Annotated in this window: 17 protein-coding genes; 14 read left to right on the plus strand and 3 right to left on the minus strand. The window is 62.4% G+C overall.

Going from position 1 to position 17189, the window contains the following annotated elements:
- The first annotated feature begins 215 nt into the window (after window positions 1-215).
- From RIN13_RS16040 to RIN13_RS16050, 3 genes are read left to right on the plus strand one after another with little or no spacing between them, the layout of a single operon-like run.
- On the plus strand, window positions 216-1688 hold the full coding sequence (locus RIN13_RS16040) for a DUF3375 family protein (RefSeq protein WP_309108331.1): 1473 nt from the start codon (window positions 216-218) through the stop codon (window positions 1686-1688).
- 2 nt (window positions 1689-1690) lie between these two features.
- Window positions 1691-2563, plus strand: coding sequence for a DUF4194 domain-containing protein (locus RIN13_RS16045; RefSeq protein WP_309108332.1), 873 nt, complete (start codon window positions 1691-1693; stop codon window positions 2561-2563).
- A complete protein-coding gene (locus RIN13_RS16050) occupies window positions 2560-6075 on the plus strand; it encodes an ATP-binding protein (RefSeq protein WP_309108333.1) in 3516 nt (1171 codons plus the stop codon). The genes RIN13_RS16045 and RIN13_RS16050 overlap by 4 nt, the downstream gene beginning before the upstream one ends.
- Before the next feature lie 124 nt (window positions 6076-6199).
- Here the strand turns inward: RIN13_RS16050 and RIN13_RS16055 are convergent, their stop codons facing one another.
- Window positions 6200-6694, minus strand: a complete 495-nt coding sequence (locus RIN13_RS16055; protein WP_309108334.1) for an FBP domain-containing protein — start codon at window positions 6692-6694, stop codon at window positions 6200-6202.
- A gap of 481 nt (window positions 6695-7175) precedes the next feature.
- Between RIN13_RS16055 and RIN13_RS16060 the strand changes: the two genes are divergently transcribed.
- The 5 genes from RIN13_RS16060 to RIN13_RS16080 are packed head-to-tail and all read left to right on the plus strand — an operon-like array spanning window position 7176 to window position 12406.
- Window positions 7176-8276 carry an iron-siderophore ABC transporter substrate-binding protein gene (locus tag RIN13_RS16060; protein WP_309108335.1) on the plus strand — a complete coding sequence of 367 codons (1101 nt, stop codon included), beginning with the start codon at window positions 7176-7178 and terminating at the stop codon, window positions 8274-8276.
- A gap of 6 nt (window positions 8277-8282) precedes the next feature.
- The gene (locus tag RIN13_RS16065) at window positions 8283-9371 is read left to right on the plus strand and encodes an iron chelate uptake ABC transporter family permease subunit (protein ID WP_309108336.1); all 1089 of its coding nucleotides are present in this window, start codon (window positions 8283-8285) and stop codon (window positions 9369-9371) included.
- A 32-nt stretch (window positions 9372-9403) separates the two neighbouring features.
- Window positions 9404-10486, plus strand: coding sequence for an iron chelate uptake ABC transporter family permease subunit (locus RIN13_RS16070; RefSeq protein WP_309108346.1), 1083 nt, complete (start codon window positions 9404-9406; stop codon window positions 10484-10486).
- 1 nt (window position 10487) lies between these two features.
- On the plus strand, window positions 10488-11342 hold the full coding sequence (locus RIN13_RS16075) for an ABC transporter ATP-binding protein (protein WP_309108337.1): 855 nt from the start codon (window positions 10488-10490) through the stop codon (window positions 11340-11342).
- Window positions 11339-12406: a siderophore-interacting protein gene (locus RIN13_RS16080; RefSeq protein WP_309108338.1), complete on the plus strand. Its 1068-nt coding sequence runs from the start codon at window positions 11339-11341 to the stop codon at window positions 12404-12406. The genes RIN13_RS16075 and RIN13_RS16080 overlap by 4 nt, the downstream gene beginning before the upstream one ends.
- 96 nt (window positions 12407-12502) lie before the next feature.
- On the opposite strand, the gene RIN13_RS16085 is transcribed toward RIN13_RS16080, so the two are convergent.
- The gene (locus RIN13_RS16085) at window positions 12503-12946 is read right to left on the minus strand and encodes a transferase (RefSeq protein WP_309108339.1); all 444 of its coding nucleotides are present in this window, start codon (window positions 12944-12946) and stop codon (window positions 12503-12505) included.
- Window positions 12947-13156: 210 nt separating this feature from the next.
- Here RIN13_RS16085 and RIN13_RS16090 point away from each other — a divergent pair, with 210 nt between their 5' ends.
- Complete coding sequence (locus RIN13_RS16090; protein ID WP_309108340.1) at window positions 13157-14011, plus strand: SGNH/GDSL hydrolase family protein; 855 nt, start codon at window positions 13157-13159, stop codon at window positions 14009-14011.
- Between the two features lie 13 nt (window positions 14012-14024).
- On the opposite strand, the gene RIN13_RS16095 is transcribed toward RIN13_RS16090, so the two are convergent.
- Window positions 14025-14312, minus strand: coding sequence for a YciI family protein (locus tag RIN13_RS16095; RefSeq protein ID WP_309108341.1), 288 nt, complete (start codon window positions 14310-14312; stop codon window positions 14025-14027).
- Between the two features lie 70 nt (window positions 14313-14382).
- Between RIN13_RS16095 and RIN13_RS16100 the strand changes: the two genes are divergently transcribed.
- The 5 genes from RIN13_RS16100 to rpsN all read left to right on the plus strand — a co-directional run bounded on the left by RIN13_RS16100 (window position 14383) and on the right by rpsN (window position 16652).
- Complete coding sequence (locus RIN13_RS16100; protein WP_309108342.1) at window positions 14383-14862, plus strand: MarR family transcriptional regulator; 480 nt, start codon at window positions 14383-14385, stop codon at window positions 14860-14862.
- 59 nt (window positions 14863-14921) lie between these two features.
- Window positions 14922-15683 (plus strand): SGNH/GDSL hydrolase family protein, encoded by a 762-nt coding sequence (locus RIN13_RS16105; RefSeq protein WP_309108343.1) that lies wholly within the window; start codon window positions 14922-14924, stop codon window positions 15681-15683.
- Between the two features lie 255 nt (window positions 15684-15938).
- A complete protein-coding gene (gene rpmB, locus RIN13_RS16110; protein ID WP_309108344.1) occupies window positions 15939-16175 on the plus strand; it encodes a 50S ribosomal protein L28 in 237 nt (78 codons plus the stop codon).
- Window positions 16175-16342 carry a 50S ribosomal protein L33 gene (gene rpmG, locus RIN13_RS16115; protein WP_013602737.1) on the plus strand — a complete coding sequence of 56 codons (168 nt, stop codon included), beginning with the start codon at window positions 16175-16177 and terminating at the stop codon, window positions 16340-16342. Before rpmB ends, rpmG begins: the two co-directional genes overlap by 1 nt.
- Window positions 16343-16346: 4 nt before the next feature.
- Complete coding sequence (rpsN, locus tag RIN13_RS16120; RefSeq protein WP_247048144.1) at window positions 16347-16652, plus strand: 30S ribosomal protein S14; 306 nt, start codon at window positions 16347-16349, stop codon at window positions 16650-16652.
- The last annotated feature ends 537 nt before the right edge of the window (window positions 16653-17189 follow it).

Genomic DNA, 17189 nt, shown 5'->3' on the forward strand with positions numbered 1-17189 from the left:
GCTGTTGATATGGGATTGAAACCGTACTGACTCGTAGATCACGAACGGGTTTCGAAAACCCCATCAGTAACACTGGCAACATGACGTGACGCTCCCTCCGGCGGGTTGTCCGGTCCCCTGATTCTGGCCGTACCGCAGGAAGCCCTGCGTTAACCTTGTACTTGGCAGTTTTCCGGTTTCCGCTGCCATAACCCCGGCAGTTGAAGGAGAAACGCGTGCCCCGTTCCGCATTGTCCTCGGCTGAAGCCATCAGCGCCCGGCTGGCGGAACTGGAGCTCCTCACCAAGGGGCCGGCTTGGGCTTTGACACGTTCCGCGCCCTGGGTGATCGCTGTTCTCCAGGCATCGTTCACCCGCACCCGGCCTCAGCTTCCGCTGGAAGAGTTCCATGCCGACGTCGACGCCTTCCTTGAGCAGCTCCGGCGCCACGGTTCCGGCGCGGGCGAGCAGCAGGGCGGCGCGGCCGCCGGGGCACTTTCCGGAAAGAAGTACGCCGATGAGTGGACGCGGAAGAGTTTCCTGACTCGGAGAAACCAGTCGGGGCAGATCGTGTATGAGGTCACCGAGTCGGCGGCGCGCGTTCTTGCGTTCCTCGACAGCCTCTCCAGCGACCGTTCCACCCTGAACGGCTCACGGCTGGGTACCCTGCTGGGCGACGTCGAAAAACTCGCCAACGAAACCAACCCCGACCAAAGCGCCCGGCTGGAATCCCTCGAGGACGAGATCCAGGAAAGGCAGCAGCTCATCCAGGACATCAGTTCCGGTGAATTTGATGGCCTGCTCGATGACGACGACGCTGTGGAGGCCGCCGGGAACATCCTGGATCTCGCTGCCTCCCTGCCTGCCGACTATAAGAAGATGCGCGACAGGATCGAAGAGCTGGTGGGTGAGCTCCGGAACCAGATCATCGAGGAATCCCTCAGCAAGGGAGCCACCATGGCCCAGGTGCTCGAAGCGGACAAGCGGCTCAGGCAAAGCCCGGAAGGACGCACTTTCCGCTCATTCGCTGCCTTCCTTGAGGACCCGCAGCAGCAGTTGCGGTTCCGCTCCGCAATCGGTGAAGTGCTGAGCCGCCAGTTCGCAGACGATCTCAGCCTTGAGGACCGGGAGACCCTGAAAAACCTGGTGGCCGAACTCCGCACCCAGCACAGCCAGATCCAGCGAATCTACGGCAAGCTCAGTGAAAGCCTGAACACCTATGTGCAAAGCGACGATTACCGCCAGTCGGTGCGGCTCCGGAAGGTACTGCGGGAGGCTGAACAGGCCATCCGTTCCCTCCCCTACGAGCGTGACCGCCCCGGCCTGGTCCCAGGCCCTGCATTGTTCAATGCAGGCTTCGAATCGCTGGCCATGGTTAAGCTCTTTGACCCCGACGAATTCGCGATTCCAGCAAAGCTCGCCGACCCCATCGCATTCAGCGACGTTGACAGAGTGCGCTCGCCGCGTACGGGCAAGGCCAAACCGGAGGTTATCCGGGCCGCCCTGGCTGGCTCTTCCACATTGTCAGAAGCCTGGAACCAAATGCCGGACGAGGAACGCCACATCAACTCGATCCGGGCATTGCTCTCCCATGCGCTTCAGGGCGGCGCAGGTTTCGACCACGAGGCCTGGGACACCATCGAATTTAACCAGATAGACGGAACCACGCGCACGGCATACCTGCCCGTGGTCACGCTCAAGAAGGACTGAAGATGACTGAACTTTCCGAAGGACTGGAAGCCCCGGCTGAATCTCACGTCCACGCGGATGCCTTTCCGCTGACTCCCCGGGACACCTTCGTCGACGGAGCTGCCTTGTATCCCGGCGACACCGGTGTCCTCCCGATGAAGGTCCGGCAGGCGCTGGTCAGGTTACTCAAAGGCCCGTATATCGACGGCGGACGCGATGAGAAACTCTGGACCACCCTGCTGGACAACCAGCTCATCCTGCGCAGCCGTCTGTCCGAGCTGTTCTTGACGCTGCAGCTCGATCATGAGCGAAAAATCGCTGTCCTTCGTCCTGTTGATCCAGAAGCCATCGGCGGCAATACAAGGTCCAGCATCCTCCGCCAACAGCGCGCCCTGAGCCGCGTGGAAACCATCGTGTTGCTCCGCCTGCGCCTCCTTCTCGACCGCCACGTCACGGCTCAGACGGATCCCACCATCACCCGGGAGGAAATCGCCGAACTGGTTGCCCACTACCAGCCGTCCGGCCAGCAGGATGCGCTGCGGGACTCCGACGTCGTTAACAGGGCCATCAGCAAACTCCTGGCCCGCCAGCTCCTCCTCCCCACCGGCCTGGATGATGTTTATACCATCTCCAACGCCCTGCCGCTGGCCTTGCCCTTCGAAAACATAGGCGACATCCCGGCCCAAATTGAGGCCTTGGTGGCAGTCGCAGCAGACCCCACAGGCACCGAACCGTTCCTGGAGCTCGACGACGAGAACTCCATCCGCTCTGATGAGGACACTGAGGACGACGGCGCCGCCCCCAGCGACGACGATGGCGATGCCGCCCAGGGAGAAGGGGCGGGGGCGGCATCGCCATCGTCGTCTGCCAAGGCGACGGACGGAGTGGCCAAGTGAGCATCGCAACTATGCTCCCGATGGGCGAGCTGACGAATCCGGGGCAGATGCGCCTGGCTCTCGTGCAGGTGGTCAACTGGGGCACATTCCACGGCGCCCACTCCATCCATGTGGACCGGAACGGCACCCTGCTCACCGGTAATTCGGGAGTGGGCAAGTCCACACTGTTCGACGCAATGTCCAGGGTTTTCGACGCCCGTCCCCGATCCAACGAGGCCGCGGCCCAACGCGTCGGCGGCGCCGTGGAGGACAAACGGACCACCTTTACGTATATGCGCGGCAAGGTGGGGGACAAGGCTGTAGGGGAGGGCTCAGCCAGTGCCTTCCAGCGCCCCGGTGCCATGTGGTCCGCCGTCGCCTTGACGTTTGATAACGCCGCGGGCAGCCGGGTGACCATCTCGGCCCTGTTCGATCTGCCGAAAAACGGAACCGAGTCCAGCGTTGGCCGGTTCTACCTGATCGACAACAAACCCCTCGACATGGAGGCTGTTGACGGCGTCGCGGAGAAGCGTTTCACGAAGGCGTCCCTCGACGCCCTCTTCCCCGACGCGCAGGTGTTTGATGTGCACAAGGCCTTCGCGGAGCGGTTCCGCCGGCTGCTGGGAATCAACTCGGATCAGGCACTTCCCCTCCTGCGCGTTATCCAGGCTGGTAAGGGACTGGGCGGAAGCGTCAACAATTTCTTCAGGGACCAGGTGCTGGATGCGCCGGCAACGCTGGCTGCCGCTGACGACGTCGTCGAGGAATTCAGCAACCTCATGTCCATCCGTCAGCGGTTGGAAGATGTGCGCCAGCAGCGCGACCAGTTGGCTCCGGTCCCTGCCCTGAACAAGGAATATGCGCAGGCCCTGCTGGAGGCGAACCGGCTAAGGGAGCTGGCCGGGGAGGAGTTTGACGCCTACAAGCAGCAACTGGCCGTCACAGTGCATGAGCAGACCCTCGCGCGCATCAAGGAGCTGGCTCATGTGAAAGCCAAGGAACTCGGCGCTGAACGGGCTGTCAGGGATGGCCTGGCCAAGGAGCTCCGGCAGCTCGAGGCCGAGTACAACAATCAGGGCGGCAACGCCATCTCCGCCATCGAGCAGTCGCTCGAGAATGCCCGGGTGGGACTGAAGCTGCGGGAGCAGGTAGAGGAAGCAGCCCGCAAAGCGCTCGCCGACGCCGGCCTGGACCTCGAGTGGACAGAGGCCGGATGGGAGCAGGCGCACGCCCAGGCAGCGGCACGTTCAGAGGACCTTCACGAGGACTCGGAGTCGCTCAAAGAGCTGCGCTTCGAAGCTTTCGATGGTCACGCCACCAAGAAACGCGAACTGGCGGCCGCACAGCAGGAGCTCGTTTCTTTGAAGACGCGCAAGTCCCTGCTGCCGCCGTCGAGCATTGAAAACCGGGCGGCGATCGCCGCGGCTACGGGAGTGCCGGAGGAGCAGATGCCGTTCGGCGGGGAGCTGATAGACCTTGCCGAAGGCCAGGAACAGTGGCGTCCCGCTGCCGAGCGCGCGCTTCGGAACCTCGCTACCACGCTCCTGGTACCGGGCGAGCATTTTCCCGCCGTTACGCGGTACCTCAACGATCACACCGTTCGTGGTGCCCTTCGCGCAGTAGATGTCTCCAAGCCTCTCGTCGGCGGTGCGCTGGCAGTTGAGGACGTTGCCGATGGCGACCTCCTGACCAAGCTGGAGATCCTCAACGCGGGGGCCGTTGGGTCTTCTGCATCTTCCTCTTCGCCTCCGTCTGCCTTGTCGGAGGCGGCGGAGTGGATTCGTGAGCGCATCGCGTTGGACTTCGCCTACCCGTGCGTCGAAAACCCGGACGAACTGGCGTCACTTGAGAAGGGCCTGAGCCTGGGCGGAGTGGTGAAGCGCAACCGCCACACTGTGGAAAAAGATGACCGTTTTACCGGCAGGCAGGACTACGTCCTGGGTTTTGACAACGCCTCCAAGCTGGAACTCGTGGCCGCCCAGGTGGCCGACCTGCAGCAGGAACTGGCGAAGGCAGCCGAACTCGCCCAAACCCGCGAGGAGTCCCACCAGGGGATGACCCGCCAGCTCGAGGCCTTGCGCCGGGTGGCCGAGGACCACCGCCCCTGGGAGCAGGTCTCCGCGGCCGTCGCTGCCGACGAACTCGCCCGGATCGAACAACGGCTCAAGGATGCCCTCGCAGCGCAGAAGGACCTTGAACCCCTGCGGGCCAACATCGAGGCCGCCCGACAGAAACACCAGAGCAGTACTGAGTCCGCGGCGGTTCTCCAGAGCGAGTACAAGGCCCTGGACCAACAGCTGACAGCGGCTGATGCGCTGCTGGAAGCCGCCCGGACCCGCCTGAACCAGGCGCCGCCGTCGGACTCTACTGTCTCGGCGCTGGAACCGTACTTCACCGGCTTCGGAGATGTATTGGAGATGCATGAGCTGGACAACCTTGCCAACCAGGTGCGGACGAGGCTGCTGGGTGAGCTGCACGCGGCTGAGTCCAAGGGGCAGGCAACGGCCGAACGCCTGACCCGGATCTTTGAGGGATTCGTTCGCGAGTGGGGCACGGCGATTTCCGCGGACTACGGCACCTCCATTGGGGCGGCTGGCGAATTCGAAGCCCGCTACCACGCCATTGTGAGTGACGGGTTGCCAGCCCAGGAAGCTGAGTTCCGGGCGTTCTTCAACCAACGTACCCATGAGTCCTTCAGTACCCTGCTGCACCTGCTCGATGAGGAACGGCGATCCGTCACCGGCCGCATCCTTCCGCTCAACGGAATCCTCTCGGAGGTCAACTTCCATGAGGGGAGCTATCTGCAACTGGACATCAAGCAGACCCTGCCGCCTACAGCCAAGCAGTTCAAGGACGCCATCCACAGTGCCCTGAAGACACGGCACTCGCGGCCGGTCAAAGCACAGGTCACCGGTACTGAAGGTGCCGACGACGCCGAGCTCACCGCCCGCTACAAGTCGCTGGAAACGCTGGTGAAGCGTCTGGGCTCGCAAACCCCTGAGGACCGGAGATGGCGGGCCGAAGTCCTCGACGTCCGCGGGCACCTGTTCATCCAGTGCAAGGAACACCGGGAGGTTTCTCCCGCTGAATCCGGAACATCGGGGGCTTCCGGAGCCACCGGAGCGAAAACAGAAGTCTTTATGCATGCCGACACCGGCTCGATGTCGGGCGGTGAACGTCAGCGGTTCACGGCTTTCATCATGGCCGCAGCCTTGAGTTACCAGCTGGGTATCGCGGAGCAGGGGTTTACTACCTACGGCACGGTCATGATGGATGAAGCGTTTGTCCTGGCTTCGGAGGAGTTCGCGGGCGCCGGGATCAAGGCGCTGCACGAATTCGGTTTCCAGTTGCTGCTGGCCGCTCCGGAGAACGTCATTGACCTTTCCCGCCACCTTGGGTCCGTCACGGAAATCCTCAGGGACAAGCGGACCAACCGCTCCGGAGTGCTGACCGAACCCGTGATCAAACCCGGTCCCGACACATTGGGTAAGTGGCGTTCGGAGGCCAACCCGGTGGACATCGTCCTCCGGTGACTCCGCCCACCCCACCAGACGCTCCCTCACGTTTCGTCGCTTTTTGGCAGACGCTCCCGCGCGTTTCGCGGCATTTTGGCCGGCCCTCCCTCACAAGACGTGAGGGAGGGCCGGGGGAGGGACTCTACTTCCCCTGAACGCGTTCCAGGAACTGACCGGTCCGGGCCAGCAAGCCATCGATCTGCCGCTCCACCACGGCAGCCGGATCGGGGTTGATGGCGTTGACTGGAGGCTCCACGCGGACGTTGCCCGAGCAAAGGAAGTCTGCGCAGATCAAGGTTCCCACCGTGTTGCCGTCGCGGCCGGACTGGCCGGCGCGACGAGCTACCCACAGCAGGACGTCCTCTTTTGAAAACACGGCCCGACATAGTTCGCAGAGAACCGAACGGCCCTTTTTTGCGCCGCCTTCCGGAGCGCGGAGCATAATCCCTGTCAGCCCCGTTGATCGTGGAACCACCAGGTAACCGCGGAGTGGCATTTTGGCGTCGCGCCATCCCAGGAAGTCCAGCCGGTCCCAGTCCAAGGAGTCAAAGTTCCCTGGCAGGTTCAGTTTGGCCGCCTCGGAGCGAGTGGCATTGATGAAGGAAGAGCGTATTTGCTGAGCGGTGATTGCTTGCATGGAAGGTACAGCTTTCGAATCGTCGGTAAACCCGGGCAGGCCACACGAGGTGGCCATAGGTGACCACAGGTGGTAAGTACCGCGGGGGGCGGGCAGCAGACGTCAGCTGATACCGGGCACACCGAATAGACCCCGGTGTGCACCTTATCGATTGGCGGCTCGGCTCAGAGCCCTATGCCGCGGGCAAAAGCTGACGTAGAAGCGTCGGCGGAGCAGGCCATAGCGGCCACCTCACCCACCATGGCTGCCGAGACCGTTCTGGTCGTCTGCATGCTCATTACCCTCGATTCATTCCAAGTGCGGGCTCCCAATGCCAGCACCAGACGCCATCCTTCCAAACGCATTGCCCGAAAGTCCAGCCCGGCACTTTCCTCTCGTGACCTTCCTCACAAGCCGGGAATTAGGTTACGCAAGCCTTTCTTAATAGGGGCGAGGATAGGCTAGCCTTACTTGGGTTCGCATCGTTCACCTAAGGAGTTCCGTGGCTTCCCCCGTTTCCCCCATCCCGGCCGCAGTCGCCACCCGCCGTGCCGTCTTCAAGACCGCAAGCAAGGCGACCGCCGTTCTGGCCGCCGCCGCACTGACCCTCACCGCCTGCTCCACAGGCCCGGTCAGTTCTGCAGATGCAGGAGCCGGCAACCAGGCCGCCAGCTCGCAGTTTCCGGTAACCATCAAGAACGTTTTTGGTGAGACCACCATTGAAAAGAAGCCCGAGCGCGTAGTCACCATTTCCTGGGTCAACGACGACGTCGCCATCGCCTTGGGCGTAGTTCCGGTTGGCGTTCCGAAGAACGACTGGGGTGGAAACGACAAAGCATCCACCCCATGGAAGGACGCCGCCCTCGAGAAGCTCGGTGCAGGCTTCGGTACCGACAAGGCACCTGTCCAGTTCTCCGAGACCGACGGCGTCAACTTCACTGAAATTGCCAAGCTCAACCCGGACGTCATCCTGGGCGCCTACTCCGGCTTGACGGAAGAGGACTACAAGAAGCTCAGCGAGATCGCACCCGTCGTGGCCCAGCCGGAGCTGGCTTACGGCACGTCCTGGCAGGACTCCGCCACCATCATCGGCAAGGCCTTGGGCAAAGAAGCCGAGGCGACCAAGCTGGTTTCGGACACGGAAGCCACCATCAAAGAAAAGGTCTCCAAGTACCCGCAGCTTGAAGGCAAGACCTACATCTACGGCAACCTGGAACCGGCCAAGAGTGACGGCGTGAACGTCTACACGGCCAACGACAACCGGCCGCGGTTCCTCAGCTCCCTCGGAATGAAGCTCGCCCCGATTGTGGAGGAGAAGTCCAAGGGTTCCAAGGAGTTCTTCCTCGCCTGGTCGGCAGAGAAGGCCAATGAGCTGGACTCCGATATCTTCGTGACCTGGGTTCCGGATGCTGCCACCACAGATTCCATCAAGGCTGACCCGTTGCTCGGCCAGATCCCGGCCATCAAGAAGGGCGCCCTGGTCGCTGATCCGGACAACACCCTGACGCTGGCCATCTCGGCGTCCTCGCCGCTAAGCCTGCCGTGGTCACTGGACGCCTTCTTGCCGCAGCTGGGCAAGGCAGCCGACGCCGCAGCTAAGTAACACAGCATGACAACGACGACGGCGGCCAACAGTACGCGCCCGGGTTCAGTTTCTGGAGGACCCGCCAAATCGCCCGCGAAGGGGCATCAACTGCCGGTTCGCGGTGGTTCCAGGGTCGCCTGGCTGTTTGCCGCCGTCGTCGTTCTTGTCCTTATCAGCGCCGCGTCCCTGGCTGTCGGTGCCAGGGACGTCTCCCTGCAGACCGTTTGGCAGGCACTGACCAGCTTTGAGCCCGCCAATGGCGACCACGCCGTTGTGCAGGCTCGCCTCCCCCGCACCGTATTGGGACTGGTGGTGGGCGCCGCGCTAGGGCTTGCCGGCGCCGCCATGCAGGGTGTGGCCCGCAACCCGCTCGCGGATCCGGGCATCATGGGCGTCAATGCGGGCGCTGCCCTCGCCGTTGTCACCGGCATCTACCTGTTCGGCATCTCGTCGCTGACCGGCTACATCTGGTTCGCGTTTTTCGGCGCAGCCGCCGCTGCCACAGTGGTGTATCTGGTTGCGTCGCTGGGCAGGGACGGCGCGACGCCGGTGAAACTCGCCTTGGCGGGTGCTGCCCTCAGCGCGGGCCTCTTTTCGCTGATGAACGTGATCCTTGTTTCAAGCCAGGACACGCTTGACCGGTTCCGGTTCTGGCAGGTTGGCGGCATTGCCGGGCGTGAATGGTCAGTGGTGCTTCCGGGACTTCCCTTCCTGGTGATCGGTGCCGTTATAGTCCTGGGCACGGGAAGGATTTTGAACAGCCTGGCGCTCGGGGACGACACAGCGCGCGGACTCGGCCAAAATGTCAGCCTGGCTCGGGCAATAACGGCGGTGGGGATCGTGCTGCTGTGCGGCTCGGCCACGGCCTTGGCCGGACCGATTGGATTCGTCGGCCTTGTCATTCCGCACGCCGTGCGCTTTCTTACCGGTCCTGACTACCGCTGGATCCTGCCTTTCTCCCTCATCCTTGCCCCGGTCCTGCTGCTGGCCGCGGACATCATCGGCCGCGTGGTGCTGCTTCCGGGTGAAGTTCCGGCAGGCATCATGACCGCCCTCGTGGGTGCGCCGGTGTTCGTGTGGCTGGTTCGGCGCGGAAAGGGGGCAGGACTGTGACCACCACGGTAAAGACTGAACGCGACGCCGAGATGGCACTTCGCGGCAGTACCGGGCGCCAACATTGGGGTTTTCTGCCATTTCGGCGCACCGTCAACCGTACCGCTGTCCTCTCGGCCGCCGTCGTGCTTCTCTTCGCCGCCAGCGTGCTGCTGGGAAGCTACACCGTCACAATTCCGGACTTCTTCAAGATCCTCGTGGCCCATTTCACGGACGGACCCAAGATCCCCGGTGCGAGCTTCATCGTCATGGAAAACAAACTGCCCCGGGCCGTAATAGGGACCATGATCGGGGCTGCCTTCGGCCTCGCGGGAGGGCTGTTCCAGACCATGCTGCGCAACCCTCTCGCCAGCCCCGATGTCATCGGCATCAGCTACGGTGCAAGCGCGGCCGCCGTAACCGCCATCGTCGTTTTCGGGGCCACGGGAGCAGCAGTCTCCGGCGCAGCCTTTGCCGGGGCCCTCGGCGTCGCTGCTCTGATCTATGCCATTTCCCGCAGCGGCTCACTCGGCCCAGGCGGCGGACGCGGGGGTAATGCCGCCGGTAACCGCCTGATCCTGGCGGGGGTCGGCATAGCGGCCGCCCTCCATGCCGTAGTGAGTTTCCTGATGACCAGAACCGATATCCGCACTGCAGCGGATACCCTCGTCTGGCTCAACGGGTCCCTGAACTCCGCCACGTGGGACCGAGCCGGTGTTCTGGCACTGACCCTTGTTGTCCTGTTGCCGGCCGTCGCGGTGCTGGCCGGGCCCCTGCGCATCCTTGAACTCGGTGACGACGCCGCCTCCGGCCTCGGCATCAGGGTGGGAATGACCCGTCTGGCGGTGGTCCTCACTGCCGTGGCACTCGCTGCGGTGGCGACGGCGGCTGCCGGGCCCGTCGCGTTCGTCGCCTTTCTCGCCGGTCCCATCGCCCGCCGCTTCACCCGGAAGGCCAGCCTGCCGGCGTCGGCGCTGGTGGGCGTGCTCATCGTTCTCGCAGCAGATTACTTTGCCGCAAACATCGCCCCGCTGATGCTCGATGGCACTGTATTACCGGTCGGCGTGGTCACTGGTGCCCTCGGTGCCCCGTTCCTGCTGTGGCTCCTGGTCACTTCCAACCGAAAGGATGCCTGACATGGCAGTTCTGAACGCCAAGGACCTGACGCTCAGGTATGAGCAGCGCACGGTCATCGAACAGCTGTCCGCGGAGATTCCGGAAGGCAAGGTGACCATGATTGTCGGAGCCAACGCCTGTGGAAAATCCACCCTGTTGCGCGGATTGTCCCGATTGCTCAAGCCTGCGGCCGGTACGGTGACTCTGGATGGCAAGGATATTCACTGCAGGCCTGCACGAGAGGTGGCCCGGACGCTCGGCCTCCTCCCGCAGCACCCAACAGCGCCGGATGGCATCACCGTCCGTGAACTGGTGGGCCGTGGACGATACCCTCACCAGGGCTTTTTCCGCAGCTGGAGCCCTGAAGATGATCACGCAGTGCAGACCGCGCTGGATGCCACCGAAACCATGGAACTCGCCGATCGGAACGTGGACGAACTTTCCGGCGGCCAGCGCCAGCGCGTGTGGATTGCCATGGCCCTGGCCCAGGAGACGGACGTGCTGCTCCTGGACGAGCCCACCACGTATCTGGATCTGGCGCACCAGGTTGAAGTTCTGGATCTCGTGACAGACCTGAACCGCAAAAACGGGACCACGGTGGCAATCGTCCTGCACGATCTCAATCTGGCTGCCCGCTATGCGGATCACGTTATTGCCCTGAAGGCCGGAACTATCGTTGCAGAAGGTCCTGCGCTGCAAGTCGTCACTGAACATTTGGTCCGGGAGGTTTTCGGACTCGAATCCCGCGTCGTGCCCGATCCCATTTCAGGGACCCCGTTGATCATCCCTATCGGACGGCATCACGCGGAGGGCACCACTGCCCCAAAAGTGCCAAGCCCAAAAGTGCCAAGCGAAAACCTGGAGTTGGTCTCATGAACACAGCTAGTAACATCCCGGCAGGCATCATCAAGAACCAGTTGGCCACGGAGCCCATGACCCTGGCGTTCGACGTCACGGTCAGCGCCATCCAGGAACTTAGCCCTAACTTCCGGCGGGTCACCTTCGGCGGATATTCGCTGCGGGACTTCGGTGTCCATGGGGGAACGCTCGATCTGCGCATCAAGCTGATGATTCCTTCGCTGGCCCCTGACGGCACTTGCCTGCCCCTGCCCGTTTTCCAGATGGAGCAGGCCGGTTGGTACCAGGAGTGGCTGGCCATGGATCCAACCACCCGCGGTTCAATGCGAACCTACACCGTGAGGCGCGAACGCCTTGACGGGGTTTACCCCGAGATCGACGTCGACTTCGCGATGCACTTCGACTCAAAGGGCGACGGCGGCCCGGCGGCGAACTGGGCACTGAATGCCAAACCTGGCGATGCGATCACCATCATCGGGCCTAACAACCGGGCAGCCCATTGCGTCACTGCCGAAATCTACTCAGGAATTGAGTGGCGGCCGGGTCTGGCCCAGCGAGTCCTGCTGGCCGGGGACGAAACGGCCGTTCCTGCGATCAGCGCCATCCTGGAAAGTCTGCCCGCGGACATGACCGGACACGCCTTCCTCGAGGTCCCCGAAGCAGGCGATTTCCTGGATCTAAAGACAGCTGCCGACGTCGAAATCACTTGGCTCGCCAGAGGAGCCTCTATTGGCCGCTCCCGCCCGCACGGGCAACTCCTCACGGAAGCGGTGAAGTCTGCAGTGCCTGTGCCGGGCTGGGTGGGTATCAGGACGCCGGACGGTGCGGCCGGGCCGGAGCCTGAGGACGTGGACGTGGACCAGAACATCCTGTGGGAGACTCCAACGCGGATGGATACCGCAGCGATCGGGGCAACTAAGAACCCCGGTATGCCCGCAGGTGCCATGCCGTTCTATGCCTGGATTGCGGGGGAGGCGGGCGTGATTAAGGATTTGCGCCGCTACTTGGTGCGGGACGTCGGCATCGACCGGAAGCAGGTCGCGTTTATGGGCTACTGGCGGCAGGGGAAAGCGGAACTCTAACTATGCTGTGCGTCTTCGGACAGGAGTTGCACAGTAACGTTTCCGCCGAGCCTCCCTGGGCCGGTGTCCCGGCCCACCACTTGGGAGGCAGTTCGTTCAGGCTGCCATCCTCGATTGATGATGACGCGCCCGCGACCGGCGGGCTTTGTGGGGCTTCGCTGCAACGGCGACAAGGCCGCCGTCGGGAACCCTGCTGTCCCCGTCAAGGGTGGTCCCATGGCCCACTTGAGCTCCGGCGCCAATGCGTGAGTGGCTGCCGATGCGGACCCTGTTGCCCACGATCGTTCCCTCGCCCACGTAGACACCGTCGCCGATGAAGGCCAGGTCGCCAATCTTGGCCCGGCGGTCGATCCAGCTGCCATCCCCGATCCGGCAACCCGAACCGACGCATGCCCCTGCTTCGATATATGTAGTTGAACCGATGAAGGAACTCTCTTCCACTTCGGCGCCTGGGCCGACCAGCCCGCCACCGTTGGGATGCCGGCGGTACCTCGTGACCTTGCCGGCGTCGTCCTCAACTGATTCGATTTTCTTGCTCATTCCATTCCTAACTAGTGCGCACACCGCACCCAAGGAAATTAACGTTTTCCCGGCCAAATTGATTCCATAGCCTTAACGATTCCTGAGCCTCCCGGGCGCTGCGGTCTATGCGCAGATGACGCCCATGGTTCATGCCGACGTTGCCTCCCCGCCACCTGCCCGCCGCCTGCCCGCCGACTGTTCGTTACAAGGGCAGACTAGGTTTCTGGGGTGGCTGTCGATCCATCCCCAGAGCATGCTCTTCCGGGCAAAGACGGACGACGGCGCTTTGTCGCCTTGGGCGATTCCTTCACGGAAGGCGTCGGTGACTGGAACCGGAACCTGCCTAACGGCGTGAGGGGCTGGGCGGACAGGGTAGCGGAAAAGCTGGCGAAGTCAGAGCCTGGGTGGGAGTACGCAAACCTGGCAGTACGGAGCAAGCGCCTCAGGCATGTCATTGACGAGCAGTTGGAGCCGGCGCTGGCCCTTGAGCCCACACTGATCACGCTCTACGCCGGCGGAAACGACATCCTGGACTTCGGAACAGACGTCGACGCCCTTATGGAGGACTACGAGTATCTGGTGGCCAGACTCGCTGGCACCGGAGCCACCCTGCTGCTCTTCACAGGGTTTGACGTCAAAGTCTCGGCGGTTCTGGAGCCGTTGAAGAAACGCAACACGGCCTACAACAAGCGCGTCAGGGAACTGGCTGAGAAATACGGGGCCATCCTGGTGGACTACTGGTGTTTCGACGCCTTCCACGACCGCCGTATGTGGTCCTCAGACAGGCTCCACATGTCCAAGGCGGGGCACAAGTACCTCGCTGCCCGGGTGCTTGATCATCTGGGCGTCCCTCACAAGATCAGCCCCAAAGACTGGGAACCGCCGGCGAAACTGACCCTGAAAGAGTGGGAACGGCTGCAACGGCGTTGGGTCCATGACTGGGTGCTTCCCCTCGTGGGCCGCAAACTCAGGGGCGTGACCTTGGGGGATCAGCTGGGGCCGCGTTGGCCTGTGCCGGTTAAGGTTCCTGTCAAAGGCGGCTTGAAGCGGCTCGCTGAAACAGTTGACGGCAAGGCGCGGTAAGGCCGGAGTGCGCTCAGTTGTCCAGCAGATTCTCGAATCCGGGTGCCACTCTGTTGGCGTGGAACTCCATCACCTCAAACTCGGCCACGCCATTGACGTAGAAGGGATCCTTGGCAAGGGACGCGTCGAGGCTGTCCCGGTCGGTCGTTGACAGGAGCAGTGCGCCGGTGCGCGGAATCTTCCGGCCTGCAGCGATGAAGACACCCTCATCGAAAGCCTCCTGCAACCAGGAAACATGGTCCGCCAGGTGGTAGTCCACGATGTCCGTGGGCACCTTGTAGCTCAGGGAAATAACGTACATGGGGACAGCCTACCGAGGCAGTGCCCGCGGGACTTGAACCGTCAAGCATTTTTACTCTTAAGATGTACCTATGAGCGAACCACGATGGCTGAATGCAGACGAACGCCGCGCGTGGCTTGCCCTCATGAGCATTAACACCCTGCTTCCGGCAGCTCTGGACTCGCAACTTCACAGTGTCGGCAAGTTGTCCTTGTTCGATTACCACGTCCTGGCGATGCTCTCTGAGACGGAATCCCGCTTCCTCCCCATGAGTGAACTGGCTGCGCGGACCAGTGCATCCCTTTCAAGGCTTTCGCACGTTGTTACCAAGCTGCAAAACCGGGGTTGGGTGGAGCGGCGCCCGCACCCCGGGGACGCAAGGGTCACCACCGCACACCTTACTGACGCCGGGATGGACACGATCGTGGGTCTGGCGCCCGGGCATGTGGAATCCGTCCGCGCCCTGTTCCTGGACGCGCTCAGCGAGGAAGATGTAGCCGACCTTGCCCGGATCGGTGAAAAGATCGTGTCCCGCCTGGACGATGACCACTGGATCCTCCGCGAAGGCTAAACGGAATCCGGCGTGGCGGCCCTTTTGTTGCTCCCAGCAACTGATGGCAGACTGTCGCTATGGATTTTTCTACCCGGTACGTGGCTTTGGGGGACTCCTTCACGGAAGGCGTGGGCGATGACGATCCCACCCGCCCGAATGGTGTCCGAGGCTGGGCGGATCGTGTAGCGGAGCAACTCGGCACTGCGGATCCTTCCTTCGGCTACGCCAACCTCGCGATCCGCGGGAGGAAGCTCCGCCGGATCCTCGCCGAACAGGTGGATGCCGCCGTCGAGCTTAAACCCACCCTGGTGACCATCTACGCCGGAGCCAACGACATCCTGCGCCCGAAGGTTGATATCGACGGGCTTCTTGAGGAGTACGACGCCGGTATCCGCAAGTTGAGTGCCACGGGTGCCACCGTAGTGATGTTCACCGGGTTTGACTCCCGCGGCTCGAAAATCTTCAGCACCACGCGCGGACGCACGGCCATCTATAACGAGCTGGTGCGAGGTATCGCCGGTGACCATGGCGCCCTGCTGGTCGACTACTGGCGCTTCAGCGAATACTACGACTGGGGAATGTGGGCTCAGGACCGGATGCACATGTCTGCTGCCGGGCACGCCAACATGGCAAAGCGCGTGCTGACTGTCCTGGAACACGACCATTCCATTGAAGTCCCTCCCATGACCCCCGTTCCCGAAATGAGCCGTACCCAGGCACTGCGTGCAAACGCGCGGTGGGTCCGTGAGTTTGCCGGGCCCTGGGTCGTCCGCCGGGTCACCGGAAAATCCTCCGGAGACGGCCTGAATCCGCGGTACCCGGAGCTGACCCGCCTCTAGGGCGGGCCCGCAGCTTATACACCCTAAGAGGGCGGATTGGTCTTTAGTTGCCTTAACTCGTAGACTTGGTAGGCGCTAAGTGCGCGGAGCGTGCGCAATTGCTCCGGTGGCCCGGTAATTTTCTCCAGGGTAGCCGGTAGTTAGGGGCTCAAGTTGCGTGACTAACCGTTCACCCTGATCACTTTGGGTCGCACTTACCCGCATGGTCCTGCAGCAGATATGCGGATCATTACTTTCAATTCTTGAGGAGAAGTCATGGCAGCACACTGCCAAGTGACCGGAGCCGAGCCGGGCTTTGGGCACAGCATTTCGCACTCGCACCGTCGCAACAAGCGCCGGTTCGATCCGAACATTCAGAAGAAGCGCTACTGGGTTCCGTCCCTGCGCCGTAATGTCACCCTGCAGGTCTCTGCACGTGGCATCAAGACCATCGACGTTCGCGGCATCGACGTAGTCGTCGCCGGCATCCTGGCACGAGGAGTAAAGCTCTAATGGCAAAGGATAAGGACGTACGTCCCATCATCAAGCTCAAGTCGACCGCTGGCACGGGTTACACCTACGTCACGCGCAAGAACCGTCGTAACGACCCGGACCGCATGGTTCTGAAGAAGTACGACCCCAAAATCCGCCAGCACGTCGAATTCCGAGAGGAGCGCTAAACATATGGCTAAGAAATCCAAGATTGCTCGTAACGAGCAGCGCAAGGTCATCGTTGAGCGCTATGCCGAAAAGCGTCTCGCTCTGAAGAAGACGCTGGTTGACCCCAACGCCACTGACGAAGCACGCGAAGAAGCACGCCTCGGCCTGCAGAAGCTGCCCCGCAACGCGTCCCCGATCCGTCTGCGCAACCGCGACATCATCGACGGCCGTCCCCGCGGTACCTTCCAGAAGTTCGGTATCTCCCGTGTTCGCTTCCGCGACATGGCTCACCGCGGTGAGCTCCCGGGCATCACCAAGTCTTCCTGGTAATCCAGCGCTGCTGATTCCAGCTGCTTGAGAAGGGCCGGCAACCATCTGGTTGCCGGCCCTTCTTCTGCGTTAACGCCACTGCTGCTTCCCAGTGGGAAGGGGGCCGGGGGTACCCACCACACACAATGGAAGTACGACGGCGCCTGGCTCAGTGAGGCTGCTTGTGGCCCGTTTTCCCCGGAACGGCGGAGTTGCGGAAGGCCCCGAAGGTGGGTTTGCGGTGGGCCCGTTGTGGGTGTATTGTTTTCTAAGTCGCCGAGAGGGAGACCAGCGAAGAGCTGGTTACCGGAGAGCGGCCAACCCCCAATTCAAGACCAGATTCTGGTAGGACTTTCGAGTGCTGCCGATCAGGCCGGGGGACGTGTTGTCGACCGGTGCGGTCCTGAAAGATGGATTTGCACAGGAGCCGAAAACCGGGTAAGTTTGAAAAGTTGCTCCGGAGCGATCCACGGCTGTGAAGTGTTGTGGTGGTGCCGGGTGTGTCTGTTGTTTGAGAACTCAATAGTGTGCCAAGTTTGTTGATACCAATTGTTTTAT

Origin of the sequence: Arthrobacter sp. (genome assembly GCF_031179985.1) — a bacterium.
Taxonomy (GTDB): Bacteria; Actinomycetota; Actinomycetes; order Actinomycetales; family Micrococcaceae; genus Arthrobacter.

Excerpts from the sequence above, each read along its gene's own strand:
- RIN13_RS16045 (WP_309108332.1), top strand. The coding sequence starts at position 1,691 with ATGACTGAACTTTCCGAAGGACTGGAAGCCCCGGCTGAATCTCACGTC.
- RIN13_RS16055 (WP_309108334.1), bottom strand. The coding sequence starts at position 6,694 with ATGCAAGCAATCACCGCTCAGCAAATACGCTCTTCCTTCATCAATGCC.
- RIN13_RS16065 (WP_309108336.1), top strand. The coding sequence starts at position 8,283 with ATGACAACGACGACGGCGGCCAACAGTACGCGCCCGGGTTCAGTTTCT.
- RIN13_RS16070 (WP_309108346.1), top strand. The coding sequence starts at position 9,404 with ATGGCACTTCGCGGCAGTACCGGGCGCCAACATTGGGGTTTTCTGCCA.
- RIN13_RS16075 (WP_309108337.1), top strand. The coding sequence starts at position 10,488 with ATGGCAGTTCTGAACGCCAAGGACCTGACGCTCAGGTATGAGCAGCGC.
- RIN13_RS16080 (WP_309108338.1), top strand. The coding sequence starts at position 11,339 with ATGAACACAGCTAGTAACATCCCGGCAGGCATCATCAAGAACCAGTTG.
- RIN13_RS16085 (WP_309108339.1), bottom strand. The coding sequence starts at position 12,946 with ATGAGCAAGAAAATCGAATCAGTTGAGGACGACGCCGGCAAGGTCACG.
- RIN13_RS16095 (WP_309108341.1), bottom strand. The coding sequence starts at position 14,312 with ATGTACGTTATTTCCCTGAGCTACAAGGTGCCCACGGACATCGTGGAC.
- RIN13_RS16100 (WP_309108342.1), top strand. The coding sequence starts at position 14,383 with ATGAGCGAACCACGATGGCTGAATGCAGACGAACGCCGCGCGTGGCTT.
- RIN13_RS16105 (WP_309108343.1), top strand. The coding sequence starts at position 14,922 with ATGGATTTTTCTACCCGGTACGTGGCTTTGGGGGACTCCTTCACGGAA.
- rpmB (WP_309108344.1), top strand. The coding sequence starts at position 15,939 with ATGGCAGCACACTGCCAAGTGACCGGAGCCGAGCCGGGCTTTGGGCAC.
- rpmG (WP_013602737.1), top strand. The coding sequence starts at position 16,175 with ATGGCAAAGGATAAGGACGTACGTCCCATCATCAAGCTCAAGTCGACC.
- rpsN (WP_247048144.1), top strand. The coding sequence starts at position 16,347 with ATGGCTAAGAAATCCAAGATTGCTCGTAACGAGCAGCGCAAGGTCATC.